This window comes from Coprococcus sp. AF38-1, assembly GCF_003603945.1.
GTDB lineage: Bacteria > Bacillota > Clostridia > Lachnospirales > Lachnospiraceae > Coprococcus > Coprococcus aceti.
In genome coordinates, this window is sequence record NZ_QVGO01000005.1 from 215,540 (window position 1) to 237,427 (window position 21,888).

Annotated in this window: 22 protein-coding genes; all 22 read right to left on the reverse strand. The window is 44.6% G+C overall.

Going from position 1 to position 21,888, the window contains the following annotated elements; all coding sequences use genetic code 11:
* Window positions 1–27 precede the first annotated feature (27 nt).
* The 22 genes from miaB to DW025_RS09145 all read right to left on the reverse strand — a co-directional run bounded on the left by miaB (window position 28) and on the right by DW025_RS09145 (window position 21,884).
* The gene (gene miaB / locus DW025_RS09040; RefSeq protein WP_119999618.1) at window positions 28–1,479 is read right to left on the reverse strand and encodes a tRNA (N6-isopentenyl adenosine(37)-C2)-methylthiotransferase MiaB; all 1,452 of its coding nucleotides are present in this window, start codon (window positions 1,477–1,479) and stop codon (window positions 28–30) included.
* 53 nt (window positions 1,480–1,532) lie between these two features.
* Window positions 1,533–2,564, reverse strand: coding sequence for a patatin-like phospholipase family protein (locus DW025_RS09045; RefSeq protein WP_119999620.1), 1,032 nt, complete (start codon window positions 2,562–2,564; stop codon window positions 1,533–1,535).
* Window positions 2,565–2,574: 10 nt separating this feature from the next.
* Complete coding sequence (locus tag DW025_RS09050) at window positions 2,575–3,147, reverse strand: 5-formyltetrahydrofolate cyclo-ligase (protein ID WP_119999622.1); 573 nt, start codon at window positions 3,145–3,147, stop codon at window positions 2,575–2,577.
* Window positions 3,148–3,160: 13 nt separating this feature from the next.
* Complete coding sequence (locus DW025_RS09055; RefSeq protein WP_119999700.1) at window positions 3,161–3,379, reverse strand: DUF896 domain-containing protein; 219 nt, start codon at window positions 3,377–3,379, stop codon at window positions 3,161–3,163.
* Window positions 3,380–3,396: 17 nt separating this feature from the next.
* Window positions 3,397–4,257 (reverse strand): glutamate 5-kinase, encoded by an 861-nt coding sequence (gene proB, locus DW025_RS09060; RefSeq protein ID WP_119999624.1) that lies wholly within the window; start codon window positions 4,255–4,257, stop codon window positions 3,397–3,399.
* Window positions 4,250–5,893: an NAD(P)/FAD-dependent oxidoreductase gene (locus DW025_RS09065; RefSeq protein ID WP_119999626.1), complete on the reverse strand. Its 1,644-nt coding sequence runs from the start codon at window positions 5,891–5,893 to the stop codon at window positions 4,250–4,252. Before DW025_RS09065 ends, proB begins: the two co-directional genes overlap by 8 nt.
* Window positions 5,880–7,124 carry an aminoacetone oxidase family FAD-binding enzyme gene (locus DW025_RS09070; RefSeq protein WP_119999627.1) on the reverse strand — a complete coding sequence of 415 codons (1,245 nt, stop codon included), beginning with the start codon at window positions 7,122–7,124 and terminating at the stop codon, window positions 5,880–5,882. Before DW025_RS09070 ends, DW025_RS09065 begins: the two co-directional genes overlap by 14 nt.
* Window positions 7,125–7,161: 37 nt before the next feature.
* Window positions 7,162–7,569 carry a hypothetical protein gene (locus DW025_RS09075; RefSeq protein WP_117548975.1) on the reverse strand — a complete coding sequence of 136 codons (408 nt, stop codon included), beginning with the start codon at window positions 7,567–7,569 and terminating at the stop codon, window positions 7,162–7,164.
* Window positions 7,570–7,659: 90 nt separating this feature from the next.
* Window positions 7,660–8,757: a DUF3048 domain-containing protein gene (locus DW025_RS09080; protein ID WP_015534912.1), complete on the reverse strand. Its 1,098-nt coding sequence runs from the start codon at window positions 8,755–8,757 to the stop codon at window positions 7,660–7,662.
* Window positions 8,744–9,256: an rRNA maturation RNase YbeY gene (gene ybeY, locus DW025_RS09085; RefSeq protein ID WP_119999629.1), complete on the reverse strand. Its 513-nt coding sequence runs from the start codon at window positions 9,254–9,256 to the stop codon at window positions 8,744–8,746. Before ybeY ends, DW025_RS09080 begins: the two co-directional genes overlap by 14 nt.
* Window position 9,257: 1 nt before the next feature.
* Window positions 9,258–10,280 (reverse strand): PhoH family protein, encoded by a 1,023-nt coding sequence (locus DW025_RS09090; RefSeq protein WP_022216489.1) that lies wholly within the window; start codon window positions 10,278–10,280, stop codon window positions 9,258–9,260.
* A gap of 28 nt (window positions 10,281–10,308) precedes the next feature.
* The gene (locus tag DW025_RS09095; RefSeq protein WP_119999631.1) at window positions 10,309–11,580 is read right to left on the reverse strand and encodes a sporulation protein YqfD; all 1,272 of its coding nucleotides are present in this window, start codon (window positions 11,578–11,580) and stop codon (window positions 10,309–10,311) included.
* Window positions 11,581–11,584: 4 nt separating this feature from the next.
* Complete coding sequence (locus DW025_RS09100) at window positions 11,585–11,860, reverse strand: YabP/YqfC family sporulation protein (protein WP_015534910.1); 276 nt, start codon at window positions 11,858–11,860, stop codon at window positions 11,585–11,587.
* A gap of 112 nt (window positions 11,861–11,972) precedes the next feature.
* A complete protein-coding gene (gene rpsU, locus DW025_RS09105; RefSeq protein WP_004851031.1) occupies window positions 11,973–12,149 on the reverse strand; it encodes a 30S ribosomal protein S21 in 177 nt (58 codons plus the stop codon).
* A 148-nt stretch (window positions 12,150–12,297) separates the two neighbouring features.
* Window positions 12,298–14,961 carry an alanine--tRNA ligase gene (gene alaS, locus DW025_RS09110; RefSeq protein WP_119999633.1) on the reverse strand — a complete coding sequence of 888 codons (2,664 nt, stop codon included), beginning with the start codon at window positions 14,959–14,961 and terminating at the stop codon, window positions 12,298–12,300.
* 18 nt (window positions 14,962–14,979) lie between these two features.
* Entirely contained in the window at window positions 14,980–16,254 is a 1,275-nt protein-coding gene (gene hisIE / locus DW025_RS09115; RefSeq protein WP_117548979.1) for a bifunctional phosphoribosyl-AMP cyclohydrolase/phosphoribosyl-ATP diphosphatase HisIE, read from the reverse strand.
* 17 nt (window positions 16,255–16,271) lie between these two features.
* Window positions 16,272–16,874: an imidazoleglycerol-phosphate dehydratase HisB gene (gene hisB / locus DW025_RS09120; RefSeq protein WP_015534907.1), complete on the reverse strand. Its 603-nt coding sequence runs from the start codon at window positions 16,872–16,874 to the stop codon at window positions 16,272–16,274.
* A gap of 37 nt (window positions 16,875–16,911) precedes the next feature.
* Entirely contained in the window at window positions 16,912–18,204 is a 1,293-nt protein-coding gene (hisD, locus tag DW025_RS09125; protein ID WP_117548980.1) for a histidinol dehydrogenase, read from the reverse strand.
* A gap of 50 nt (window positions 18,205–18,254) precedes the next feature.
* Window positions 18,255–18,905 carry an ATP phosphoribosyltransferase gene (hisG, locus tag DW025_RS09130; RefSeq protein WP_055144488.1) on the reverse strand — a complete coding sequence of 217 codons (651 nt, stop codon included), beginning with the start codon at window positions 18,903–18,905 and terminating at the stop codon, window positions 18,255–18,257.
* Between the two features lie 58 nt (window positions 18,906–18,963).
* Window positions 18,964–20,214, reverse strand: a complete 1,251-nt coding sequence (gene hisZ / locus DW025_RS09135; RefSeq protein WP_117548981.1) for an ATP phosphoribosyltransferase regulatory subunit — start codon at window positions 20,212–20,214, stop codon at window positions 18,964–18,966.
* 131 nt (window positions 20,215–20,345) lie between these two features.
* Window positions 20,346–20,879, reverse strand: a complete 534-nt coding sequence (locus DW025_RS09140; RefSeq protein WP_118757765.1) for a Holliday junction resolvase RecU — start codon at window positions 20,877–20,879, stop codon at window positions 20,346–20,348.
* Window positions 20,880–21,884, reverse strand: a complete 1,005-nt coding sequence (locus DW025_RS09145) for an RluA family pseudouridine synthase (protein WP_119999635.1) — start codon at window positions 21,882–21,884, stop codon at window positions 20,880–20,882. It lies immediately after the preceding gene.
* Between the last annotated feature and the right edge of the window lie 4 nt (window positions 21,885–21,888).

Sequence of the window (21,888 nt, forward strand, 5' to 3'; positions counted from 1 at the left end):
GTGTTAATGCTGCCACTTCAACTACTCCTATTCTGCTAATTCACCCATGTAATAAAATCCCTTACACTCAACAAGCTTTACATTCAGGATCTTTCCAACCATCTCCGCACACCCAGGGAAATGGACAAGTATGTTGTTGGAGAGTCTTCCGGTCAGAAGACCATCGCCCTTCTCGTCAAAGCCCTCAACCAGAACCGGCTGTGTCTGCCCCTTTATCGCAAGGGTCTTCACATCACTTATCTCCTGCACACGCCTTAAAAGCCTGTTGTATCTATCCTGTATCTCTTCCTTTGTGGAACCATTCTCCATTCCGGCGGCAGGAGTTCCTGTTCTCTTTGAATATATAAATGTAAATGCGGTGTCATACTGTACTTTCTCAACCACGTCCATGGTCTCAAGGAAATCCTCCTCGGTCTCACCGGGGAATCCCACGATTATATCAGTGGTGAGTGATATCTCCGGAACCTTTGCCCTTATGCGGTCAACCAGTGCAAGATATGACTCCTTTGTGTACCGTCTGTTCATCGCATTCAGTATCTTTGTCGAGCCCGACTGTACCGGCAGATGGAGATGTCTGCAGATCTTTGGATTCTCCGCGATGACATCTATCAGTTCATCCGACAGATCCTTTGGATGTGAGGTCATGAATCTTACTCTCTGTATCTTCTCTATGGCACACACACGCCTCAGCAGTTCCGCAAATGTGATCGGATGCTCAAGATTCTTGCCATATGAATTGACATTCTGCCCGAGGAGCATGATCTCCACCACTCCGTCGTCAGCAAGCCTCTCGCACTCAGCTATGATATCCTCCGGATTTCTGCTTCGCTCCCTGCCTCTTACATATGGAACTATACAGTAGGTACAGAAATTATTGCATCCAAACATGATGTTTACACCTGATTTGAATGGGAACTCCCTCACAGCAGGAAGATCCTCCACGACCTCCTTGGCATCCTTCCAGATATCTATGACCATGCTTCCGGATTCTATCCTGTTTACAAATATCTCCGCAAGCTTGTATACATTATGTGTTCCAAATACCATATCGACAAACCTGTAGCTCTTGCTTATGGTAGTCACCACATGCTGCTCCTGCATCATGCATCCGCACAGAGCTATCTTCATCTCAGGATTCTTCTCCTTGAGGTGCTTCATGAGTCCCAGATGTCCGTACACCTTTCTGTTGGCATTCTCCCTCACCGTACATGTGTTATATATGATAAAGTCCGCATGCTCGGACCCGGTTCTAACATATCCCATCTGCTCAAGTATTCCGGCAAGCTTCTCAGAATCCCTGACATTCATCTGACAGCCAAATGTCTGTATGGAGCAGGTGAGGTCACGTCCCAGTTCTTTGCTCCTTGCTGTGACATACTCCCTGCCTTTTTTTATGAAGTAATACTGTCTCTCCGGTTCCTCAAGCGGGGCTGGAAGTCCCAGATCTATGCCGTCAATAACTTTTTCCAAATCATTCATAATCTCTATGTATCCTTATCTATTTCTTTAAAGCTGTGTAAATCCATCTGGAGTTATTCATCTATACCCAGCTTACCAAGTATCCTGCCTATGTTATCCATAGTATCTTTCACACCAGAATCCGCAGCATCCATCCTCATCTGAGTCTGTATATCTGCAAGATCAATGTCTCTGTAATGATCCAGAGCCGCAATATAATCGGGGTCATGCTCAAAATGAACTTTCAGGGCTCTCATGGCATCCCTGTATCCGAGCATACTTCTAAACTTGATCGAATTTGCTGTGAAATTCAACGTTCCGTCTATCAGATCACCCAGACTAACGCTTGGATATATCTCTATGACATCCGCATCAGGATACGGCGACAGATTCTTCTTCGAATCAGGGTTGAGTCCGCACACGATGATATTCCTATATCCCATATCATACAGAGGCTTCACCGGAACATTGTCGGCGAGACCACCATCACAATACTCCTTATCGTTATAAGTCACAGACTCATAGAGCATAGGCAGGGTGGATGATGCCATGACAACTGTCCTGATCTCCTCCGCATCCATTCCTGCAAGGCTTATATACTCAGCCTGTCTTTCGCCCTCCTGCACACACTCAGCTATGGCTGCATACACGGTGACCTGTCCATCAGACAGCTTTCCATAATCCACATAGCTGTCCATGAGCCTTATCATCTCTCTGCGTGACATGAATCCAGGCTTATCATTGAACATCAGATCAGGATCAACGTCAAACACCGTCTCAAAATGTATTTTCTTCCATGCCTCCTCGCTTCTGTCAGGATCATTGCACGCGAAGAGCACGGCATTTATCGCACCTATGGAAGTTCCTGATATGGCTGTAACCTTGTCCATAAGTCCATACTCTGCAAGTGCTCTGTACACCCCGAGCTGGTACGCTCCTTTACCGCCGCCACCGCCAAGGCACAGCGCATAGCTGTCAGCAATATCACCGGACTGAGTGCGTCCTGTAACTTTTCCGGCATCATCCGCCCCGGCATTTTGCAACTTATCCATCTGTATCTTCTTTTCAAGTTCAGCGATCTTTGCTGTTATCTCGTCTCTGTTCATTGACCCTCCATTATGATATAACTTCCGATTCTGTTACTATGATATGTGGTCTGATATCTGTAGGTTCACTGTCTATCTTATCAACTATCTGGAATTCATACGCCAGTGCCACCGTGACAAGCCCTGCATGCCTCGCCAGATATCTGTCATAATACCCTCCGCCAAAGCCTATGCGGTTGCGGCTGTGATCAAATGCAATCCCGGGCATGAACATAAGCCCATCTTCGATCTCCTCAAAATCATCAGAAACCGGTTCGAGTATCCCAAAGTTTCCGGATGTAAGTTCCCCGTAGTCTGTGATCTCAATAAACTCCATGTCTTGTCCATAAACCTTTGGAACATATACATGCTTTCCGTCCGACCACGCCTTCTCAACTATGAGCCTTGTATCCACTTCATTCCCTTTGGAGATGTATGCACATATATTGATGGCATTCACATATTCAGGAAGCGCTGACAGCCGTCTGCATATAAGCTCGGATCTCTGCGCACGATCATCCCTGTCCATGGCATTTCTGACCGCTTTTATTCTTTTTCTTATACTGTCCTTGCTGCCGGATTTTACACTGTCTTCGCTATTCATAATACAGCCGTGCCTATGCCTTTCTTGTAGGATCAAGATCCTGAAGTCTGGTTATGGAACCGTCCTTCTCCTTGATGTCTATATTGTTGAGCGTGTTCCTGAGATTATTCTTCACCGCAAATATATATTCCTGCCTTAACTGCTGTTGCTCTTTCTTCTCAGCGTCGGTGAGCCCCACAGCCTTGGACTTATGATATAATTCATTTATACGTGCGATCTTTGCCGCATCGATTATCGTCTCTTTCATAACTATATAAGATACTCCTTATTCAAAATAAATCTGACAACGTCAAAGTCATGATCCTTATATGCTGTGAACAGAGTTCCTATACTTTCTCCGCTCATTACCTTAACAATATTGTCCATATCCGCTCCGGATACTATGACCATATCCGAGTTGGAGTTGGTTGCTATCCTGGCGGCTGCGATCTTGGTCGTCATTCCGCCGGTTCCGTACTTGGAGCCTGCACCTTTACCCATATCCATTATATGGTCGTCTATACAGTTTACCTCTGGTATAAGCTTTGCATCAGGGTTATTGTGTGGATCATCAGTGTACAGACCGTCTATATCCGTGAGAAGTATCAGGAGATCTGCATGGATCATGGATGCAACTATGGCAGACAGTGTATCATTGTCGCCAAATGCCACGCTGTCATCCAGCTCATCGATGGCAACCGTATCGTTCTCATTGACGATCGGTACGACACCGAGCTGAAGAAGCTCGTTGAATGTGTTGATGGCATTCTTTCTCCTCTCATCCGACGATATAACATCAAATGTTAGCAGAACCTGAGCTGCTGTGCTGTGATACTCTTGAAAAAGCTTCTGATATATCATCATTAGCTGTCCCTGTCCCACTGCAGCACACGCCTGTCTGAGCGAGGTCGTCTTAGGTCTTCTGGCAAGTCCCAGCGCCTGTACTCCGACTCCGATGGCTCCCGATGATACGAGGACCACATCCTTGTCCTGATTTCTCAGATCACATATGATGCGCACCAGCTTCTCAAGCTTTGTATAGTCAAGTCCACCCGTCTCCTCGTGAATAAGTGAAGATGAACCAATCTTTATTACTATCTTTTTCTTGTCTTTCAAATACTCTCTATCCATTTATATTCTCCTGTGTACCGTCTGTTATTGCCTCATTGCTGAATCTGGATGCTATGGCCTCGGCCACCTTCATACCATCGACAGCGGCTGAGGTTATTCCCCCTGCATAGCCCGCGCCTTCCCCGCACGGGTATATACATGTCCCTTCACAGCGCAGCTCATCGCCTCGTATCATACGAACAGGTGATGAGGTTCTGGCCTCGATTCCTGAGAGAACTGCATCGTCAGATGAGTATCCCGGCATCCTCTTATCAAAGGACACAACTCCTTCTATTATAGCATCCTTTATATACTCTGGCAAACAGCATTTGAGGCTTGTGAGCCTGTATTTACCCTTAATCTGAGGCTTAACACCGCCCAGCTTTTCCGTAGGAATATCCCTTCTGTAATCTCCGAAGAGCTGCACCGGAACAGCCCCCTGTCCGGCCTCGTATGCGGCCTTCTCCCATCTTCTCTGAAACTTCATTCCCGCAAGAGGATGATCTGACCCGTAATCCTCCGGGGTAACATTTACCACAATGGCGCTGTTGGAATTCTCACCATCCCTGCCGCTGTAGCTCATACCATTCACACACGTCTCACCGTGCTCGGATGATGCATTCACCACGTAACCTCCAGGACACATACAGAATGAATATACAGCCCTGCCATTTGACGCCTGATGCGTCATTTTGTAGTCTGCCGCCGGCAGCAGCTTTGCATACGCCGGATCATCGCCATACTTCATGACATCTATATCTGCTCGCTTGTGTTCGATACGAAGTCCCATGGCAAATGGCTTTGGCTCCATCGGAACACCTTTTTTGTAAAGCATCTCCACAGTATCCCTTGAGCTGTGTCCAAGTGCCAGAACAAGGGCATTTGTCCTGTATTCCTTCTCACTGCCATCTGAAATGTTCTTTATATGTACACACACCTCATCCTGTGTGATCTGTTCATAATCGGTAAAAAGTGAATCAAAATGTACCTCTCCGCCAAGTCTCTTTATATCCTCACGCATATTCCTTACAATACCAGACAGCACATCAGTGCCGACATGTGGCTTATTTATATACATTATGGACGGATCTGCACCATACTCCACAAATGTCCGCATGGCCTCAGTGCGTCTGCCCGAGCCATCCTTTATGACCGTATTCAGCTTGCCGTCCGAAAAGGTTCCTGCGCCGCCCTCTCCAAACTGTACATTACAATTTGGATCAAGTCCTTCCTCACCCTTCCAGAATCTCTCTATATGCTCCATTCTCCTGTCAACATCCATGCCGCGCTCAAAAACAACCGGTCTGTATCCGGCTCTGGCAAGATACAGTGCAGCAAATAAGCCACCCGGTCCTGTTCCTATCACCACAGGCCTATAGGTCATTTTGACATTTCCCGGCTCCGGAAATCTATATTGGGTAGCATTTGTTAACATAACATTATTATTGTGAAGTCTTTTCAATATTTTTTCCGGATTCGGAACATCCACATCTATGGATGCAATATATTTCACCTGGTTTCTCCGCCTGTCATCAAGAGACAGCTTGAAAAAAATATACTCAAACTCCTTATCTGTCTTCAGCGTCTTTTTAATAACACTTCTAACATCTGCCTCTGTAAATCCAAGTTGCAGTTTTACATTGTTAATTCTGATCATCTTTTATTCTCTTTCCTGCAGACTCCCCAGCTCTCATGCCGCTTATAACAGCCCACATTATATTATATCCACCACATTTGCCGGTCACATCGACATACTCTCCAGCGGCGTATAAGCCTCTGTGTCCATCAAGTTCCAGGTTATCTGCCCTGAGCTGCAATGTGTCAACTCCACCGCTTGCCGCCTGGCTGTCCTCATAGCTGCCGAATCCATCTATGTTGAATCTCATATGTTTGAGCATATCACATATGGATGTTATATCAGCCGCGTCAAGTCCGGCTGCTTCAGAAGCTTTGATACCAAGACTTTTTATAATATACCCGGCGATCTTCTCGTTGACAATACCATTGAGCATCGCCTCGACTCTCCGTCTGCCATTTACCTCGGCAAATCGTCTCATCCTGTCCGCCAGCATATCATCACTGATGTCCGGAACAAGTTCAAGTTCTATGTATGGCTTTTTGCCAGTCTCCATCAGGTCTATACACTGTATACTCATATTAAAAACCGCTATGCCCGAAAGATATCCCGATGCAAACTGAACCTCGCCTCTCTCGTGGTCATACTCCTCGCCATCACACATTAGGCGGACAACAGCCTTTGCACGTACCCCTGACATATCAGATATATATTCATGGCATTTTAATTTACACAGAGCCGGATGCGGTTTCACAAACCGTACATTCAGATCATCCAGAAGTCTGTATACTCTATCAGATCCGCCAAGCTTTGGCGCAGCCGCACCTCCGGGTGCAAGTATCACCTGGGTCGTCCTATACCCTCCTTTGTCTGTGTCTACAATATATGTACCATCTTTTCCCTGTTTTATACTCAGGACTTCCTCCGATGTGCTGTTTTCTATACCAAGAATTTTGAGCCTGTCCGTCAGTGCCCACACTATGGTAGATGCCTGCAGCGATGCAGGATATATATATCCATTATCATCATAGCTGGAAACACCAAGACTTTCAAAAAAATCCATGACATCATTATGACTGTCCGTTGTTACGAACTGAAATGGGAAAAATTCATTTGCACTGGAATAGCACGACAGATCAAGCTTCGTATTTGCAATGTTACATTTGCCATTTCCCGTCGCATACAGCTTCTTTCCGAGTTTTTTGTTTTTATCTATAAGCTTTACCGAAGCCGATGGTGCTGTCTCTTTTGCTTTTATTGCGGCTGTCATCCCAGCCGGGCCACCGCCGATAACTATAATATCATAAATCATTCCGATACACCTTTCCCATAATCATTTATCATACGTTTTACAGGCTGTCAATAAACCTGTTCATGTCATCTATATCATTGAAATACACGTGCTTGTGGATCAGTTCTCTTATACGTTTGTCCAATGAATCCACTGTACGAGTCGTCTCCCTGCAAAGACTGCCAAATCTGTTGTACACCGCCACATGTCCATTATAAGTGCTCACATAGAAACTGCCATGTGGTGTTCCACCCTCAGCAGCAATCACGAGCCCTCCGTAAAGCTCCGGTTCACTCTCATTTGATATGGGTAATATATGCCCGCTATCCGTACCGTCAAATTCTCTATACACACTTTTACTGTCTCCGGATCTGCACGCCGTGCTCACCACGATCTCTCTAGTTATAAAAGATAACACAAATACCGCTATAATGATAACAAAAAAATATATAATTCTTTTAAACATTACCACACCTTCTCTTCATAACAAAAAACAGAAGACAGGATATTCCATCCCATCTTCTGTCCTTGTTAATATATGTGGTTTATGTCTGTATTATTCCCATACAACTCCGGCCTTATTATCACTCTCAAATACTGTGACATAGGTCTTGCCCGGATTGAGCTGAAGTTCTTTTCCATCTGCTGTTGAATATTTTGTCACGGAGTCATCGGTTGACTTTGTCCATGTGATAGGAACGATCTTTCCATCTGAAACATAGTATCCGTCTCCTGTGCCAACGAGATCGATCATCTGTCTGTCGTGATCATCAATGCTGGTGTAGTGAGCAAACTGTATGATGATATTCTTAAATGTGAGCTGCTTTCCTGTGAGGTCATCGATCTGCTTGTCACCATACTGGAATCTGTTATATACCTTATTCTTTGAATCATATTCAAACCAAGGTTGTGTGTAAACTGACATGTTGAGTGTGAGCTTGTTTACAGACTCGCCCTCAGGAACCGTATCTTCCTCATTGAACTCAAACTTGCTCTTGTATCCCTTGTTGTGGGTAGTTGAGCATCCAAGATAATCAAGACCAGCCTTGATCATATCGCTGTTTGTGTACACATTGTGTGGAGCCTCGCGGTCTGATGATCTGTAGAAAGATACAGATCCTTCTCCACCAAGTCCGCTTATATGATCTATTCCTGTCCTGTCAAGCTCCTCCTGTCCCTGTGGAGACTGACCATAATGCATGTATATAGCGTCAAACTCCATGGCAGTTGTAACATAGTAAGGTCTGCAGCTTCTGATCGAACCGACTTTCTCAAGATTGTCATAGTCGTTGAATATTGCAAGCATTCTTGTTATTCCGCCCTCAACGACAAACTCATATAAAACATCAGCCTGGCCTATGCCTGACTGAGGAATCGCATTCTCAATATTGTTGATCATTATAGCGATCGGTCTTCCGTACTCTTCCTTTCTGTCGGTGTTCCACTCGCCTGTAAGATCATTATATACTCCCTCATGGTAAGTCTCATCAACCGCTGTGGCAGACTTCATCATATCGGCCTGTGATACATCCACCTCTGCCTTAGCCTCCGTTGTAGTGACATTCTCCTCCGTTTTCTTCGAGCCGCATCCAAAAAGTGATAATCCCATCACAAGAGCGGTTGCCAGAACTAATCCCGTCTTAATTCTCCTCATAGTCTCTTGTATATCCTTTCATTGTAAGTATTTTTTCCTGCATCGCTTCCATGACCCTGCGCTCATCGTCCTCCATATGGTCATATCCTGACAAATGGAGCATGCTGTGGGCTACAAGAAAAGCCAGCTCTCTCGTCTTTGAGTGATTGTACTCAGTTGCCTGCTCATACACCTTGTCAATAGATATAACGATATCTCCCAATAGCAGTTCATCTGTAGTAAGATCAAAGTAGTCACACCGGCTATCCTCGAGACCATCAAAGTTTCCAGGAATTGTATAATCAATCAGTGGAAATGACAGAACATCTGTCGCCCTGTCTATATTCCTCTGCTGGTTATTGATTTCATGTATGGAGTCATTGTCCGTGAGCAGCACGTTCACCTCGCAGGGATATGGACACCCAACGAATTCCAGCGAAGCCTGGACGATACTTGTTATGACATCCTCATAATTCTTAATATCAATATCTCCATACTCATTCTCAATATTAACTGACATATTATTTTCCTCTGTTTTTCTGAGCAGTTGTGGTTTTTCTAGGCTTTGCCTGTCTGCTCCTCTTATCCTCATATTTCTCATACGCATTTACGATCTTCTGCACCAAAGGATGTCTCACAACATCAAGACTCGTCAGATGGCAAATGCTTATGTCATCAATATCCTTTAACACCTTGAGTGCAACATCAAGACCTGACTGCGCGTCGTGTGGAAGATCCTTCTGTGAAAGGTCTCCTGTTATTATGGCCTTTGAGCCAAATCCTATTCTGGTAAGGAACATCTTCATCTGGGCAGGAGTGGTATTCTGGGCCTCATCCAGCACAATATACGCATTATCAAGAGTTCTTCCTCTCATGTAGGCAAGAGGAGCAACCTCGATCAGTCCCTTTTCCATATTCTTCATAAATGCATCAGCACCCATTATCTCATACAATGCATCATAGAGCGGCCTAAGATAAGGATCAACCTTGCTCTGAAGGTCACCCGGAAGAAATCCCAGTTTCTCACCGGCCTCTATGGCCGGCCTTGTAAGTATGATCCTTCCAACCTCATTATTCTTAAATGCCGTTATGGCTTTTGCCATGGCAAGATAAGTCTTTCCTGTTCCGGCAGGGCCCACTCCGAATACTATCATGGACTTTTCTATTGAATTGACATATGTTCTCTGTCCGACAGTCTTCGGTTTGATCGGCTTGCCGCTCATCGTGTGACAGATTATGTCCCTGTCAAGCTCAGCAAGACTCTCCTTAGCCTCCTGCGGGTGTTCATTGACTATCGATATAGTGTAGTCTACCTTCTGTTCATCGATGGACGAGCCACGGTCTGCCATCTGGAAGAGCTGTTCTATAACCTGAATAGACTTCTTCACACCTTCCTCGGAGCCGCTGACCTTAAGCTTGTCATCGCGAAGTATCATTGACACACTGTATTCTTTCTCAATCTTTTTTATATTGGCATCAAACTGTCCAAACACAGTCTGTATATAGTTTGATGCAACAGTTACGGATTCTGAATATTCGCTCAATACTTGTATCCCCTGTCATTATTATTTGTCAGTCAGGCTCCACCTCTTCGCTCCCCGATGTATTGTTTACGTCAATATATCTCGGCACAGCAACCGGGAGTCTGATACTGATATCGCCTTCAGCCGAAGCCTCACCGCGTTCATTAGTAATAATAACATTTTTTCGGACAATTTGCACCCCTTTTTCTTGCATTTTGCCAATATAAACATGCAGATGCTGGTTAAGTCTGTCTTTCTGCTCCTTCTCCGTAAGCTTACGTGTATTTACTTTATAGAACACTTTTCGCTCTATATTCACGGATAACGGAAAATACATATCGCCGATATGCAGCCGCTTTTCCTCGGCAGAAAGGTCGTATGAACCGTCGGAAGCAGCAGTTTTATACGGTGTAAACACTCGGCGTCCAATTTTTATATCTACTTTGTCTACCTTCCTGTCTGTAGTCTCCTTTTCCTGGAGATCACTCTCAACCACATCTCTGTACTCTACATCACAAAGACCATATATCTCTCCGGAAGCAGGTACAAACACCGTATCCACAACCTCACTGTCATCATTGTATATGTTAACTGTTCCCGATATAAGAGTATCCCCTTTTTTCACTTCATCTCCAACCGATGCAACAGGCGTCCCCGCCGATGCAACAAGGGAATAGATCGTACAATCCATTGTGGCCACGAGATCACACGGTCTGCCATCTTCCGGAACTGTAAATACATCCACGGACTCCTTGAGCGCAACTGTAAGCTTTGTCCCACTGATGCTGCAGGACGCCCAGCATATCTCACCAAGATTATCCGTCAGCATGTCTGTCAGCTCACTCAGATCAATACTCTTTTTCCGATGTCCATAGCACGGATACTCCATCTCAATAAGATTTTCAACTTCCTCACTTGTATAATCCTCACATCCATCAATTTCTATGTACCATACATACCCTGATTCCCAGTATACAAACAGCAAAAACAATAAAACTCCGAGCAATATCGAGATTCTCTTCCTATTGCCCAGCAAAACGGTTCTCAGAGTCTTCTTCTCAGCTATTCGGATATCTATCATACATTTGTCCGCTATCTCTTCAAGTCTTTTTCTGTCATCGGAGTATATGCAGAAGTTTTCCGCCTTGCCATTCCATTTACTGTCATTCTGTTTACTGCCATTCTTTTTTCTGTTCTTCTTTACATCCCTCTCGCACCATGTACGTATTCCTTTATGGCTGCATATATTCATCAGGCGCAGAGCTGCGCGGCTGTCACAGCTCACATAGCACACACCTCTTATTTCCCTTCTAATATTCATGCAGTCACACTGTCAGCCAATCTACACTGTTTATCGAACCGCATATTTTCACTTCATAGGATGCGTAGTAAGCGATCTGTAATCTTTCCCCATATATATTCAATATCCCTTTCCGGGTCTTAACAGACACTCTCTCGTCGTCAGAGTAGATCACATGTCTGAAATTCTCTATCACCAGCTCATCATTGTTGAACATGGTGAGTCTGGAGGTCGTTCCCGCCGAGTCCGGACACCAGCACGGAGGTTCAAATGCTATAACTTTTTTCGCTCTGTCTTTCATGAATACCACCATAACGCTTTTGGAACATTATATGAATACACATAAAAAAAGAGTACCGAATAAACTCGGTACTCTTAGAAATCAATTTAAAATCAAATATATATACTATGATTTATTTGTACTTGCGCTTTCTAGCTGCCTCTGACTTCTTCTTACGCTTTACACTAGGCTTTTCGTAATGCTCTCTCTTACGAATCTCCTGCTGAATACCAGCCTTCGCACAATTTCTCTTAAATCTGCGAAGAGCGCTATCTAAGTTTTCGTTCTCTTTAACTATTACACTTGACATTCTCTCACCTGACCTCCCTCCAGTTGTAAAATTATGCTACCAAATAACAACTGATTGGGTATTTTTAAGCACAAAATGTATTATATACATAAAATTCCTAATCGTCAACAGGAAAATGACAAATTAATAAAATATCTGTCACGAAACCTTAAGCTATCTGATTCTGAGCCTCTGTAACCGCCTGGGCAAGAGCTGCCTCGATTCCATCAGGATTCTTTCCACCGGCCTGAGCCATGTTAGGACGACCACCGCCGCCACCACCTACAAGGCCAGCCACAGCCTTGATGATATTACCGGCATGGGCTCCCTTAGCAACTGCGCCGTCTGTAGCCATGGCAATGAGATTTACCTTGCCATCCTTTGCAGATGCAAGAACAACAACGCTGTCACCAAGCTTGCTCTTGAAGTCATCTCCGAGGTTTCTCAGTGAATTCATATCTGTATCTGGGATAGCCGCTGTGAGGATCTTGATTCCGTCCTTGTCTATAGCACTTGAAAGAACGTCTCCAGCTGCCTCCTTTGCCATCTTATCCTTGAGCTTCTTATTCTCATTCGTAAGCTCCTTAACCTCTGCAAGAAGCTGTTCTATTCTTGATGCCACACCATGGATATCAGTCTTAGCTGCCTTTGCAGCATCCATGAGCTCCTGCTCTACATTTCTGTAGTAATCAAGTGCTCCGACAGATGTAAGTGCCTCGATACGTCTTGTACCTGCGGCCACACCGGCCTCTGATATGATCTTGAATGTCTTTATGGCTCCTGTGCTGGCAACATGTGTACCACCACAGAGCTCCTTTGAGAAGTCTCCCATTGATACCACACGGACCTTCTCACCATACTTCTCACCAAACAGAGCCATGGCTCCGGTCTTCTTAGCCTCATCTACAGACATTACATCCGTGCATACAGGTATATCGAGCTGGATCTGCTCATTTACAATATCCTCAACCTTCTTGATCTCTTCCTTAGTCATCGCCTGATCATGTGAAAAGTCGAATCTCAGTCTTCCCGGCTCAACGAGTGAACCTGCCTGCTCTATATGATCTCCGAGAACCATCTTGAGTGCTCTCTGAAGAAGATGTGTTGCGGAATGGTTGTTACATATGAGTGCTCTGTTCTCAGCATCAACTGTGAGTTCTGCCTCATCACCAACATTGAGTTCGCCTGACTCAACATAACCGATATGTGCGATCTTGCCGCCTACAACCTTGACAGTATCCTCAACAACAAATGTACCGTTCTCTGTCTTGATGATTCCCTTATCACCGATCTGACCACCCATGGTAGCGTAGAAAGGTGTCTCAGGAACTATAACTGAAGCCTGTGCTCCCTCAGATACAGTATCTGCAAGAACTGACTTCTTATCATCACCCTCACCAACCTCTGTTGTGATGGCTGATATAGTTGACTTGTATGTCAGCTTGTCATATCCGACAAACTCAGATGTCATGTCAACAGGAAGCTGCTCATATACGGTTGCGTCTGCACCCATGTATGTTGTGGTCTTTCTGGCCTTTCTTGCAGTCTCCTTCTGGATATTCATGCACTCAGTGAATCTTGCTTCATCCACCTCGATACCCTCCTCCTCGAGGATCTCCTTTGTGAGATCAAGAGGGAATCCATAGGTGTCATAGAGCTTGAATGCCTTGTCACCTGAGAGAACCTTCTCACCTGCAGCCTTAGTCTCGTCTATATAATCCTTGAGGATCGCAAGACCTGTATCAATAGTCTTGTTAAAGCTCTCCTCCTCTTTGTCTATCTTATTAAAGATATACTCTTTCTTCTCACAAAGCTCTGGATAAGCGTCCTCCGACACCTCGATAACTGTCTTTGCAAGCTCTGACAGAAACTTGCCCTTGATGCCGAGAAGTCTTCCGTGTCTTGCAGCACGTCTGAGAAGACGTCTAAGAACATAACCACGGCCCTCGTTCGATGGAACGATACCATCTGATGTCATGAATGTAACTGAACGGATATGATCAGTTATAAGTCTGATCGATACATCCTTCTCATGATCTGTCTCATATTCCACGCCTGCCATCTCACATACCTTGTCGCGGAGAGCCTTGATCGTATCAACATCAAATATAGAATCAACATCCTGAACAATAACTGCGAGTCTCTCAAGACCCATACCTGTATCTATGTTCTTCTGCTCAAGCTCTGTGTAGTTGTTGTGTCCGTCATTGTTGAACTGTGTAAATACATTGTTCCAAACCTCCATGTATCTGTCACAGTCACAGCCTACAGTACAGCCGGGCTTACCGCAGCCATACTTCTCACCTCTGTCATAGTAAACCTCTGAACAAGGACCACAAGGACCAGCTCCGTGCTCCCAGAAGTTGTCCTCCTTGCCGAATCTGAATATACGGTCAGCATCGACACCGATCTCCTTATTCCATATATCAAATGCCTCATCGTCATCCTGGTAAACCGATGGATAGAGTCTGTTCTTGTCAAGTCCTACAACCTCTGTGAGGAACTCCCATGTCCATGATATAGCCTCATGCTTGAAATAATCGCCAAATGAGAAATTACCCAGCATCTCAAAGAATGTACCATGACGGGCTGTCTTACCTACATTCTCGATATCTCCTGTTCTGATACACTTCTGACATGTTGTCACACGTCTTCTAGGTGGTACCTCCTGACCTGTAAAGTAAGGCTTAAGTGGTGCCATACCTGAATTGATCAGCAGTAAGCTGTTGTCATTGTGTGGAATAAGTGAAAAGCTCTTCATTCTAAGATGACCCTTGCTCTCCATGAATTCCAGGAACATTTTTCTCAGTTCGTTCACGCCATAATTTTGCATTGTCTAATATCCTCCACTCTATCTTCTGTCAGCCAGTTCTTCTGTAATATCTTTCCAGCTGATTCCTCTCTCTACCATCAGACACATGAGATGATAAAGGAAGTCAGATATTTCATATTTTATATCCTCTGAATCAGGATTCTTGGCAGCTATGACTATCTCCGTAGCTCCCTCACCGACCTTCTTCAGGATCTTGTCAATACCCTTGCCGAACAGATAATTGGTATAAGAATCATCTCCTGGCTGATCCTTTCTGTCGCGTATGGTATTGTATACCTCCTCGAATACCTTCATAGGATTGGTATCATTGTACTCCTTTCTCACCAGATCTGTAAAGAAACAAGTACGGCTGCCTGTATGACACGCAGCTCCTATCTGTGACACCTTGGCAAGTATGGTGTCCTTGTCACAGTCTATCGTAAGAGATTTGACAAACTGATAATGACCGGATGTATCACCCTTGGTCCACAGCTCATTGCGGCTGCGGCTCCAGTATGTCATGCGTCCTGTTCTGATGGTCTTCTCATACGACTCCTTGTTCATATAAGCGACCATGAGCACTTCACCGGTCTTATAGTGCTGTGTAACACATGGAATAAGTCCATCCGAATTGAGTTTGAACGCCTCAAAAGGCATGGACGATTCAAACAGATCCACATCTATATTTGCCTCACGGCAACGCTGTTTAATCTCCATTATATCCATCTTCTGGAGATTGTACAGAGAAATTGATTCAGCATTTGTCTCATTGAGCATCTCTGCCACAGCTTCCCCGTTAGTGGAATATGTAGAAACTATAACAGGAAGTGCAACATTTTCTCTTATGGATTTTACTATATCCAGATATTCCGGCACCATGTTGTTGTGAAGCAGCAGAAGTTCTCCCGCTCCAAGCGCCTTCAGTTTTCTGGCATATCCGACAGGATCATCACACTCACTAAGATCTATAGTACAGATTATTCGCTCTGAACCAAATCTGTCAGAAGCCTCAGTGACAAGCTCCGGCGTGTTCAGTGCCGCAGATTTCATACATACCTTGGATGCACCTGCATACAGAAGCTTCTTGACATCTTCAAGCTCCCTCACACCGCCACAGGCAATAAGTGGAATATCAACACTGTCACATATCTGTCTTATAATGGCAACATTGGGTTCTCTGCCATCTTTTGTTGCCTTGCTGTCAAAATAAGCTATCTCATCAGCTCCGGCATCATTGTAATATTTTGCCATCTCGACCGCATTGTTCAGATCCAGACATGGAATTATCTTTTTGCAGATCATATCATTATCCATAGTGAACCAGCACCTCCTTAAAGTGTGCCCTTGGTAGAAAGCACCTTTCCGTTTAATCTTCTGTCATAAGTTGTCGCCTCATCAAGAGCCTTCGCAAATGCCTTGAATGCGGCCTCTATGATGTGGTGATCGTTCTCCCCTGAGAACTGCTTAATATTGAGATTCATCTCAGCAGCGTATGATACTGCATAGAAGAATTCCTTGACCATCTGTGTGTCGAAGTATCCAACCCTCTCTGTGCGGAGGTTCAGATCATAGACAAGATATGGTCTTCCCGACAGATCTATGGCACACATCACAAGGGTCTCGTCCATAGGCAGAAAGAAATTTCCAAACCTCTTGATGGCCTTCTTGTCTCCAAGCGCCTCCTTTATGGCCTTGCCAAGCACAATTCCCACATCCTCAATGGTGTGATGACAATCAACATACAGATCCCCCTTGACTGTAACATTCAGATCAAAGAAACCATGCTTCGCGAAGCTTGTGAGCATGTGGTCAAAGAAACCGATTCCCGTGTCGATCTTTGACTGTCCTTTTCCATCTATATTAAACTCGAGGGTTATGTCTGTCTCGTTTGTCGTTCTTGTACATTTGGCGATTCTAGCTGCTTTCTCTGCCATATCCCTGTCTCCTTCCCATATTCTATATCATAATGTCTTATTTTTCAAATCTTACTGCTATTGAATTGGCATGTGCTGTGAGCTGCTCAGCCTTGGCAAATGCTTCAATGTCAGTGTGAACTGCCTCAAGTGCCTCTCTTGAGTAGTAGATTATGCTGGATTTCTTGATGAAATCGTCTACTGAAAGCGGTGAGAAGAACTTTGCTGTACCGTTTGTTGGAAGTACATGGTTAGGTCCTGCAAAGTAATCTCCAAGAGGCTCTGATGAGTATTCTCCGATAAATATAGCTCCAGCATTCTTCACTCTTGTCATCACGTCAAACGGATTGGCTGTGACGATCTCGAGATGCTCTGATGCAATGTCGTTGACAGCATCTATGGCATCGCTCATGTTGTCTGCAAGAAGAATATATCCGTAATTGTCTATAGACTTTCTCATTATCTCTTTTCTTGAAAGCTCATCGATGAACTTGTCAACCTGAACTGATACCTTCTCGGCAAGCTCCTCTGATGTGGTCACAAGTATGGCTGATGCCATCTCGTCATGCTCTGCCTGTGACAGCAGATCTGCAGCCACGTATCTAGAATTGGCAGTCTCATCGGCAAGTACCATTACCTCTGATGGGCCGGCTATGGAATCTATGCTGACATGTCCGTATACGGCACGCTTTGCAAGAGCGACAAATATGTTTCCAGGACCAACTATCTTGTCAACCTTAGGTACTGACTCTGTTCCGTATGCAAGGGCAGCTATGGCCTGCGCGCCGCCTGCCTTGTATATCTCATCCACTCCTGCTTCCTTTGCTGCAACGAGTGTTGTGGCGTACACCTCACCCTCAGCATTACATGGAGTTGTCATGACTATCTTCTCAACGCCTGCAACCTTTGCCGGCATAACATTCATCAGAACTGATGAAGGGTAAACAGCCTTTCCACCCGGAACATAGACACCTACAGATGCAAGTGCTGTAACCTTCTGTCCGAGAAGAGTTCCATTTGGCTTGGAGTCAAACCAGCTATACTGCTTCTGCTTCTCATGGTACTCCCAAATGTTCTTCTTGGCTTTTCTGATAACGTCCAGGAGCTCAGGGCTGACCTGTGTATATGCGTAGTCTATCTCCTCCTGTGTAACCTTCACGTTATCTGCTGTTATTTCTGCCTTGTCGAACTTCTTTGTGTATGAGAAGAGTGCGGCATCACCGTTATCCCTCACATCGTCAACTATTCCCTGTACAGTCTCTGCATAATTACCGAAATTACTTGGACTTCTCTTTAGAAGATTCTTCAGAAGATCCTTCTTTGTCTCTGCATTAAGCTTTACGATTCTCATCTCTGTTATGCCTCCGTGTGATTATCAATTTGTTATATTATCTATATATGTTACTTGTTCTCTTCCTTTATAAGTCTGTTGAGATCTTCCAACAGCTTGTGTATCCTCTCATTCTCCATCTTGAGACTTACCTGGTTCACAACCATGCGGGCTGAGAGTGGACAAACTTCCTCAAGCACCTCAAGTCCATTCTCCCTGAGTGTGCTTCCTGTCTCAACTATATCTACGATCACCTCTGAAAGTCCAACTATAGGAGCGAGCTCCACTGAACCATTGAGCTTGATTATCTCAACTGTCTGGTGCTTACGGTTGTTGAAGTAATCCTTTGCGATCACCGGATACTTACTTGCAACTCTTATTATCTCATTCTTCTTGAGAAGCTCTCTGGCAGATGCCGGTCCGCATACACACATGCGGCACTTTCCGAAACCGAGATCCATGACCTCATACAGGTTTCTTCCCTCCTCAAGTATTGTGTCCTTACCTACAACGCCTATATCGGCCGCACCATATTCTACATAAGTAGGAACATCTGTGGCCTTTGACAGGAAGAACTTCATCTTAAGCTCCTCGTTCACAAATATAAGCTTTCTTGTGTCGGGATCCTTCATCTCCTCACATGTTATACCTATCTGTTCAAGCAGCGCAAGTGTCTTTTTTGCAAGTCGCCCCTTAGCAAGGGCAAATGTTAAATATCTCATCTCTCCATAACCTTTCATCTAATTCAATCTATTCTCAATCAAGCCGTAAAAGTTTCTTCTATAAATTGCCATCCCACTTGGAGTGTGATCGGCTTATCAGATCGTATGCCACCGCATCGCCTGACTGTTCAAAATATATAAGGCCTGAGAAATGTTCTCTTCCCGCATACTCAATATAGTCGTCAACAGATTTCTTCTGTGACTTTCTTATGAGTTCTATCTTCCGTCCCTCACTTCTGAGCTTCATGCCGGCCTTGATCGCCTTGCCCTGATTCTCTATATCATAGAGGATGATCGTATTGGAATAATCCACATCTATGTCTATATTCTGTCTGTTCATGGCCATTATGAGCTCCTCAACAGTGAAGGCAAAACCGATAGACGGTGCATCCTTTCCAAACTGTTTAAGGAGGTTATTGTAACGGCCGCCCTTGACAACAGCGTCACCGGTTCCGTAAGTATATCCGCGGAATATGATTCCTGTATAGTAGTTGTATCCGTCAAGCATACCGAGATCAAAGCTTATGTGATCCTGATATCCATAGCACTCAAGAGCTGCATATACTCTTCTGAGTCTCTTCACAGCTTCAAGTGATGTCTCATTTGACACATATCCCTCTGCCTTGTCAAGCATGGATATTCCGCCGAACAGAGAGTCAAATGCAACAAATGCTTTCTTAAGAGATTCACTTATATCAAGCGCATCCACATATTCCTCAAGTCCGAAGAAGTTCTTGATGTGGATATACTCCTTTATCTGATTCTCCTCGTCCTCACTGATTCCCGACTCAGCCACAAGCCCCTTGAAGTAGTCGATCTGGCCTATCTCGATCTGGAAATCACTGATCCCGATCTCGTTGAAGCAGTCTATCACAGTTGCGATTATCTCAGCGTCAGCAGCGGATGAATCATCATTTACAAGCTCGGCACCGATCTGTGTAACTTCCTTAAGCTTACCCTGAAGCTTAAGTGTATTAGTATATGTGTTACCCGTATAGCAGAGTCTGACCGGAAGCTCCTCATCGGCATAATACTTTGCAACACATCTTGCTATCGAAGGTGTTATATCAGGTCTGAGCACCAGAGTATTGTTGTCCCTGTCAAAGAACTTGTACATCTCATTGGAAGGTGCTGAGCCCTTGTCTCTGTTAAATATATCAAAAAACTCGAATGTAGGTGTCTCTATATCATGATAGCTGTATAACTCCAGAATATGGTGGAGTTCATGCATAACCTTTCTCTTCTTCTTACATTCTACATCGTAGGTGTCCCTCACTCCATCCGGGGTCTGTAACAGTTTGTCCTGCATAATCATATCTCCTTGTCAATTAAACTTTGCCATGCTTCACGTTCTTCATTTTACTTCATCACATTAAAGTGATAATTTGCTACTTTGGTAGCATGTCAACGTGCACATTATATTAAAGCGCATTGTATTTGTCAACCTCTATCATCAAGATCCCTGCTTAGAGGTTCAAGATAATGTACCAATGCACCACCCTTGGCTCTTATAAAGAAATTGGGATCAAGTTCATTGTACTTGAAGTTGTTGGCATGCCCATTCTGGACTCTCTCAAGATACCCCTTAAGCTCCTCGAATCTCATATAATACAGTTCATTTCGTCCCGAGAACATTATGATAAGGAAGCTTACACCGTTCTGTCTCTCGAAATCCTCCATGAACCTTATCTGATGCTCATGAATGTTGCGCATTGTAAATGTGTCAGTGGCACATTCCTTCGCATCGAAACATACCGGAACTCCCTGGACAACACCTATATAGTCGACGGTTGAATCCTTCTCGAAATACGCCAGAGTGATCTGGCTGCTGTCCTTGTCAATCTTTATCGGCGTGATAGGTGTCGGGATCTTCTGGACCAGCGCAAGGTTCTTCTGTCTGTAATATTCATTTGTGTGGTTTATCATATCCTCCAGTGTGGAGCCACGAAGTCCTCGCGAATTCCATGTAGCCATCTATTCAAACAAATCCTTTTCTATTCTTTTATACATATCAGGCTTGAATGCTGAGAAGCTCTTGCCCGTCAGATAGTCCAGTCCACCGACAACATCGGTAAACTCCACCTCGCCGCAGTGCAGAATCTGGTTTCTAAGCTTGTATGTCTGTCTGAAATGTATGTTTGTCTCCCTGTCACCATACTTCTGGTCACCGATCACCGGATACCCCATGTGCTGGAGCTGTGCCCTTATCTGGTGGGTCTTACCCGTTATGAGCTTTACCTTAAGCTCTGTATATTTTCCATTTGTTCTGACCGGCTGGAATATAGTATGGATCTTATCATAGCCCAAGTCCCCGGCAGCCCTGCGTATCTCCTCCACGCTGTCACGTATTGTCACAGTGTTCTTCTTATCATCCTTCACGAGATATGCCGTAATATCCTGCGTCTCTGTCATATTTCCCTTGACTATGGTGTAGTAATATTTGTCTATGCGTCTCTCCCTTATGATCCTCGACAGCTCCTGGCTTCCCATAAGTGACACACCACACAGAACAAGGCCGGAGGTATTCCTGTCCAGCCTGTTGCATATAGATGGCTTGAAGGTTCTGAGCTGAGTCTCAGTTATATACTCATTGTCAAGCAGATAATCGATGACACTCTCATTGATCGAGTAATCGTCCTTCGATGCCTTCTGTGACAATACACCCGCCGGTTTATTGACTATAAGTATGTTGTGATCGTGATAGATGATCTCCGGCTTGAACCTGTTTCCACCTGTGGAAGCACCGGCTCTCACGCTGTCATCCCTGAATGAATCTATGGTCTCATCCGACAGGTAGAGCTGTATCACATCCCCCACATACACGATCTCATTTCCAACCGCCTTGCCATTATTAAGTTTTATGTTTTTCTTTCTTATCATCCTGTAGACGAAGCTTGAAGGAGCCTTGTTAAGGTACTTCATGACCAGCTTGTTAAGCCTCTGGCCGGCTTCGTTCTTTGAAATAACTATCTCTCTCATTTTT

Excerpts from the sequence above, each read along its gene's own strand:
- miaB (WP_119999618.1), bottom strand. The coding sequence starts at position 1,479 with ATGAATGATTTGGAAAAAGTTATTGACGGCATAGATCTGGGACTTCCA.
- DW025_RS09045 (WP_119999620.1), bottom strand. The coding sequence starts at position 2,564 with ATGAACAGAGACGAGATAACAGCAAAGATCGCTGAACTTGAAAAGAAG.
- DW025_RS09050 (WP_119999622.1), bottom strand. The coding sequence starts at position 3,147 with ATGAATAGCGAAGACAGTGTAAAATCCGGCAGCAAGGACAGTATAAGA.
- proB (WP_119999624.1), bottom strand. The coding sequence starts at position 4,257 with ATGGATAGAGAGTATTTGAAAGACAAGAAAAAGATAGTAATAAAGATT.
- DW025_RS09065 (WP_119999626.1), bottom strand. The coding sequence starts at position 5,893 with ATGATCAGAATTAACAATGTAAAACTGCAACTTGGATTTACAGAGGCA.
- DW025_RS09070 (WP_119999627.1), bottom strand. The coding sequence starts at position 7,124 with ATGATTTATGATATTATAGTTATCGGCGGTGGCCCGGCTGGGATGACA.
- DW025_RS09075 (WP_117548975.1), bottom strand. The coding sequence starts at position 7,569 with ATGTTTAAAAGAATTATATATTTTTTTGTTATCATTATAGCGGTATTT.
- DW025_RS09080 (WP_015534912.1), bottom strand. The coding sequence starts at position 8,757 with ATGAGGAGAATTAAGACGGGATTAGTTCTGGCAACCGCTCTTGTGATG.
- ybeY (WP_119999629.1), bottom strand. The coding sequence starts at position 9,256 with ATGTCAGTTAATATTGAGAATGAGTATGGAGATATTGATATTAAGAAT.
- DW025_RS09095 (WP_119999631.1), bottom strand. The coding sequence starts at position 11,580 with ATGAATATTAGAAGGGAAATAAGAGGTGTGTGCTATGTGAGCTGTGAC.
- DW025_RS09100 (WP_015534910.1), bottom strand. The coding sequence starts at position 11,860 with ATGAAAGACAGAGCGAAAAAAGTTATAGCATTTGAACCTCCGTGCTGG.
- rpsU (WP_004851031.1), bottom strand. The coding sequence starts at position 12,149 with ATGTCAAGTGTAATAGTTAAAGAGAACGAAAACTTAGATAGCGCTCTT.
- alaS (WP_119999633.1), bottom strand. The coding sequence starts at position 14,961 with ATGCAAAATTATGGCGTGAACGAACTGAGAAAAATGTTCCTGGAATTC.
- hisIE (WP_117548979.1), bottom strand. The coding sequence starts at position 16,254 with ATGGATAATGATATGATCTGCAAAAAGATAATTCCATGTCTGGATCTG.
- hisB (WP_015534907.1), bottom strand. The coding sequence starts at position 16,874 with ATGGCAGAGAAAGCAGCTAGAATCGCCAAATGTACAAGAACGACAAAC.
- hisD (WP_117548980.1), bottom strand. The coding sequence starts at position 18,204 with ATGAGAATCGTAAAGCTTAATGCAGAGACAAAGAAGGATCTTCTGAAG.
- hisG (WP_055144488.1), bottom strand. The coding sequence starts at position 18,905 with ATGAGATATTTAACATTTGCCCTTGCTAAGGGGCGACTTGCAAAAAAG.
- hisZ (WP_117548981.1), bottom strand. The coding sequence starts at position 20,214 with ATGCAGGACAAACTGTTACAGACCCCGGATGGAGTGAGGGACACCTAC.
- DW025_RS09140 (WP_118757765.1), bottom strand. The coding sequence starts at position 20,879 with ATGGCTACATGGAATTCGCGAGGACTTCGTGGCTCCACACTGGAGGAT.
- DW025_RS09145 (WP_119999635.1), bottom strand. The coding sequence starts at position 21,884 with ATGAGAGAGATAGTTATTTCAAAGAACGAAGCCGGCCAGAGGCTTAAC.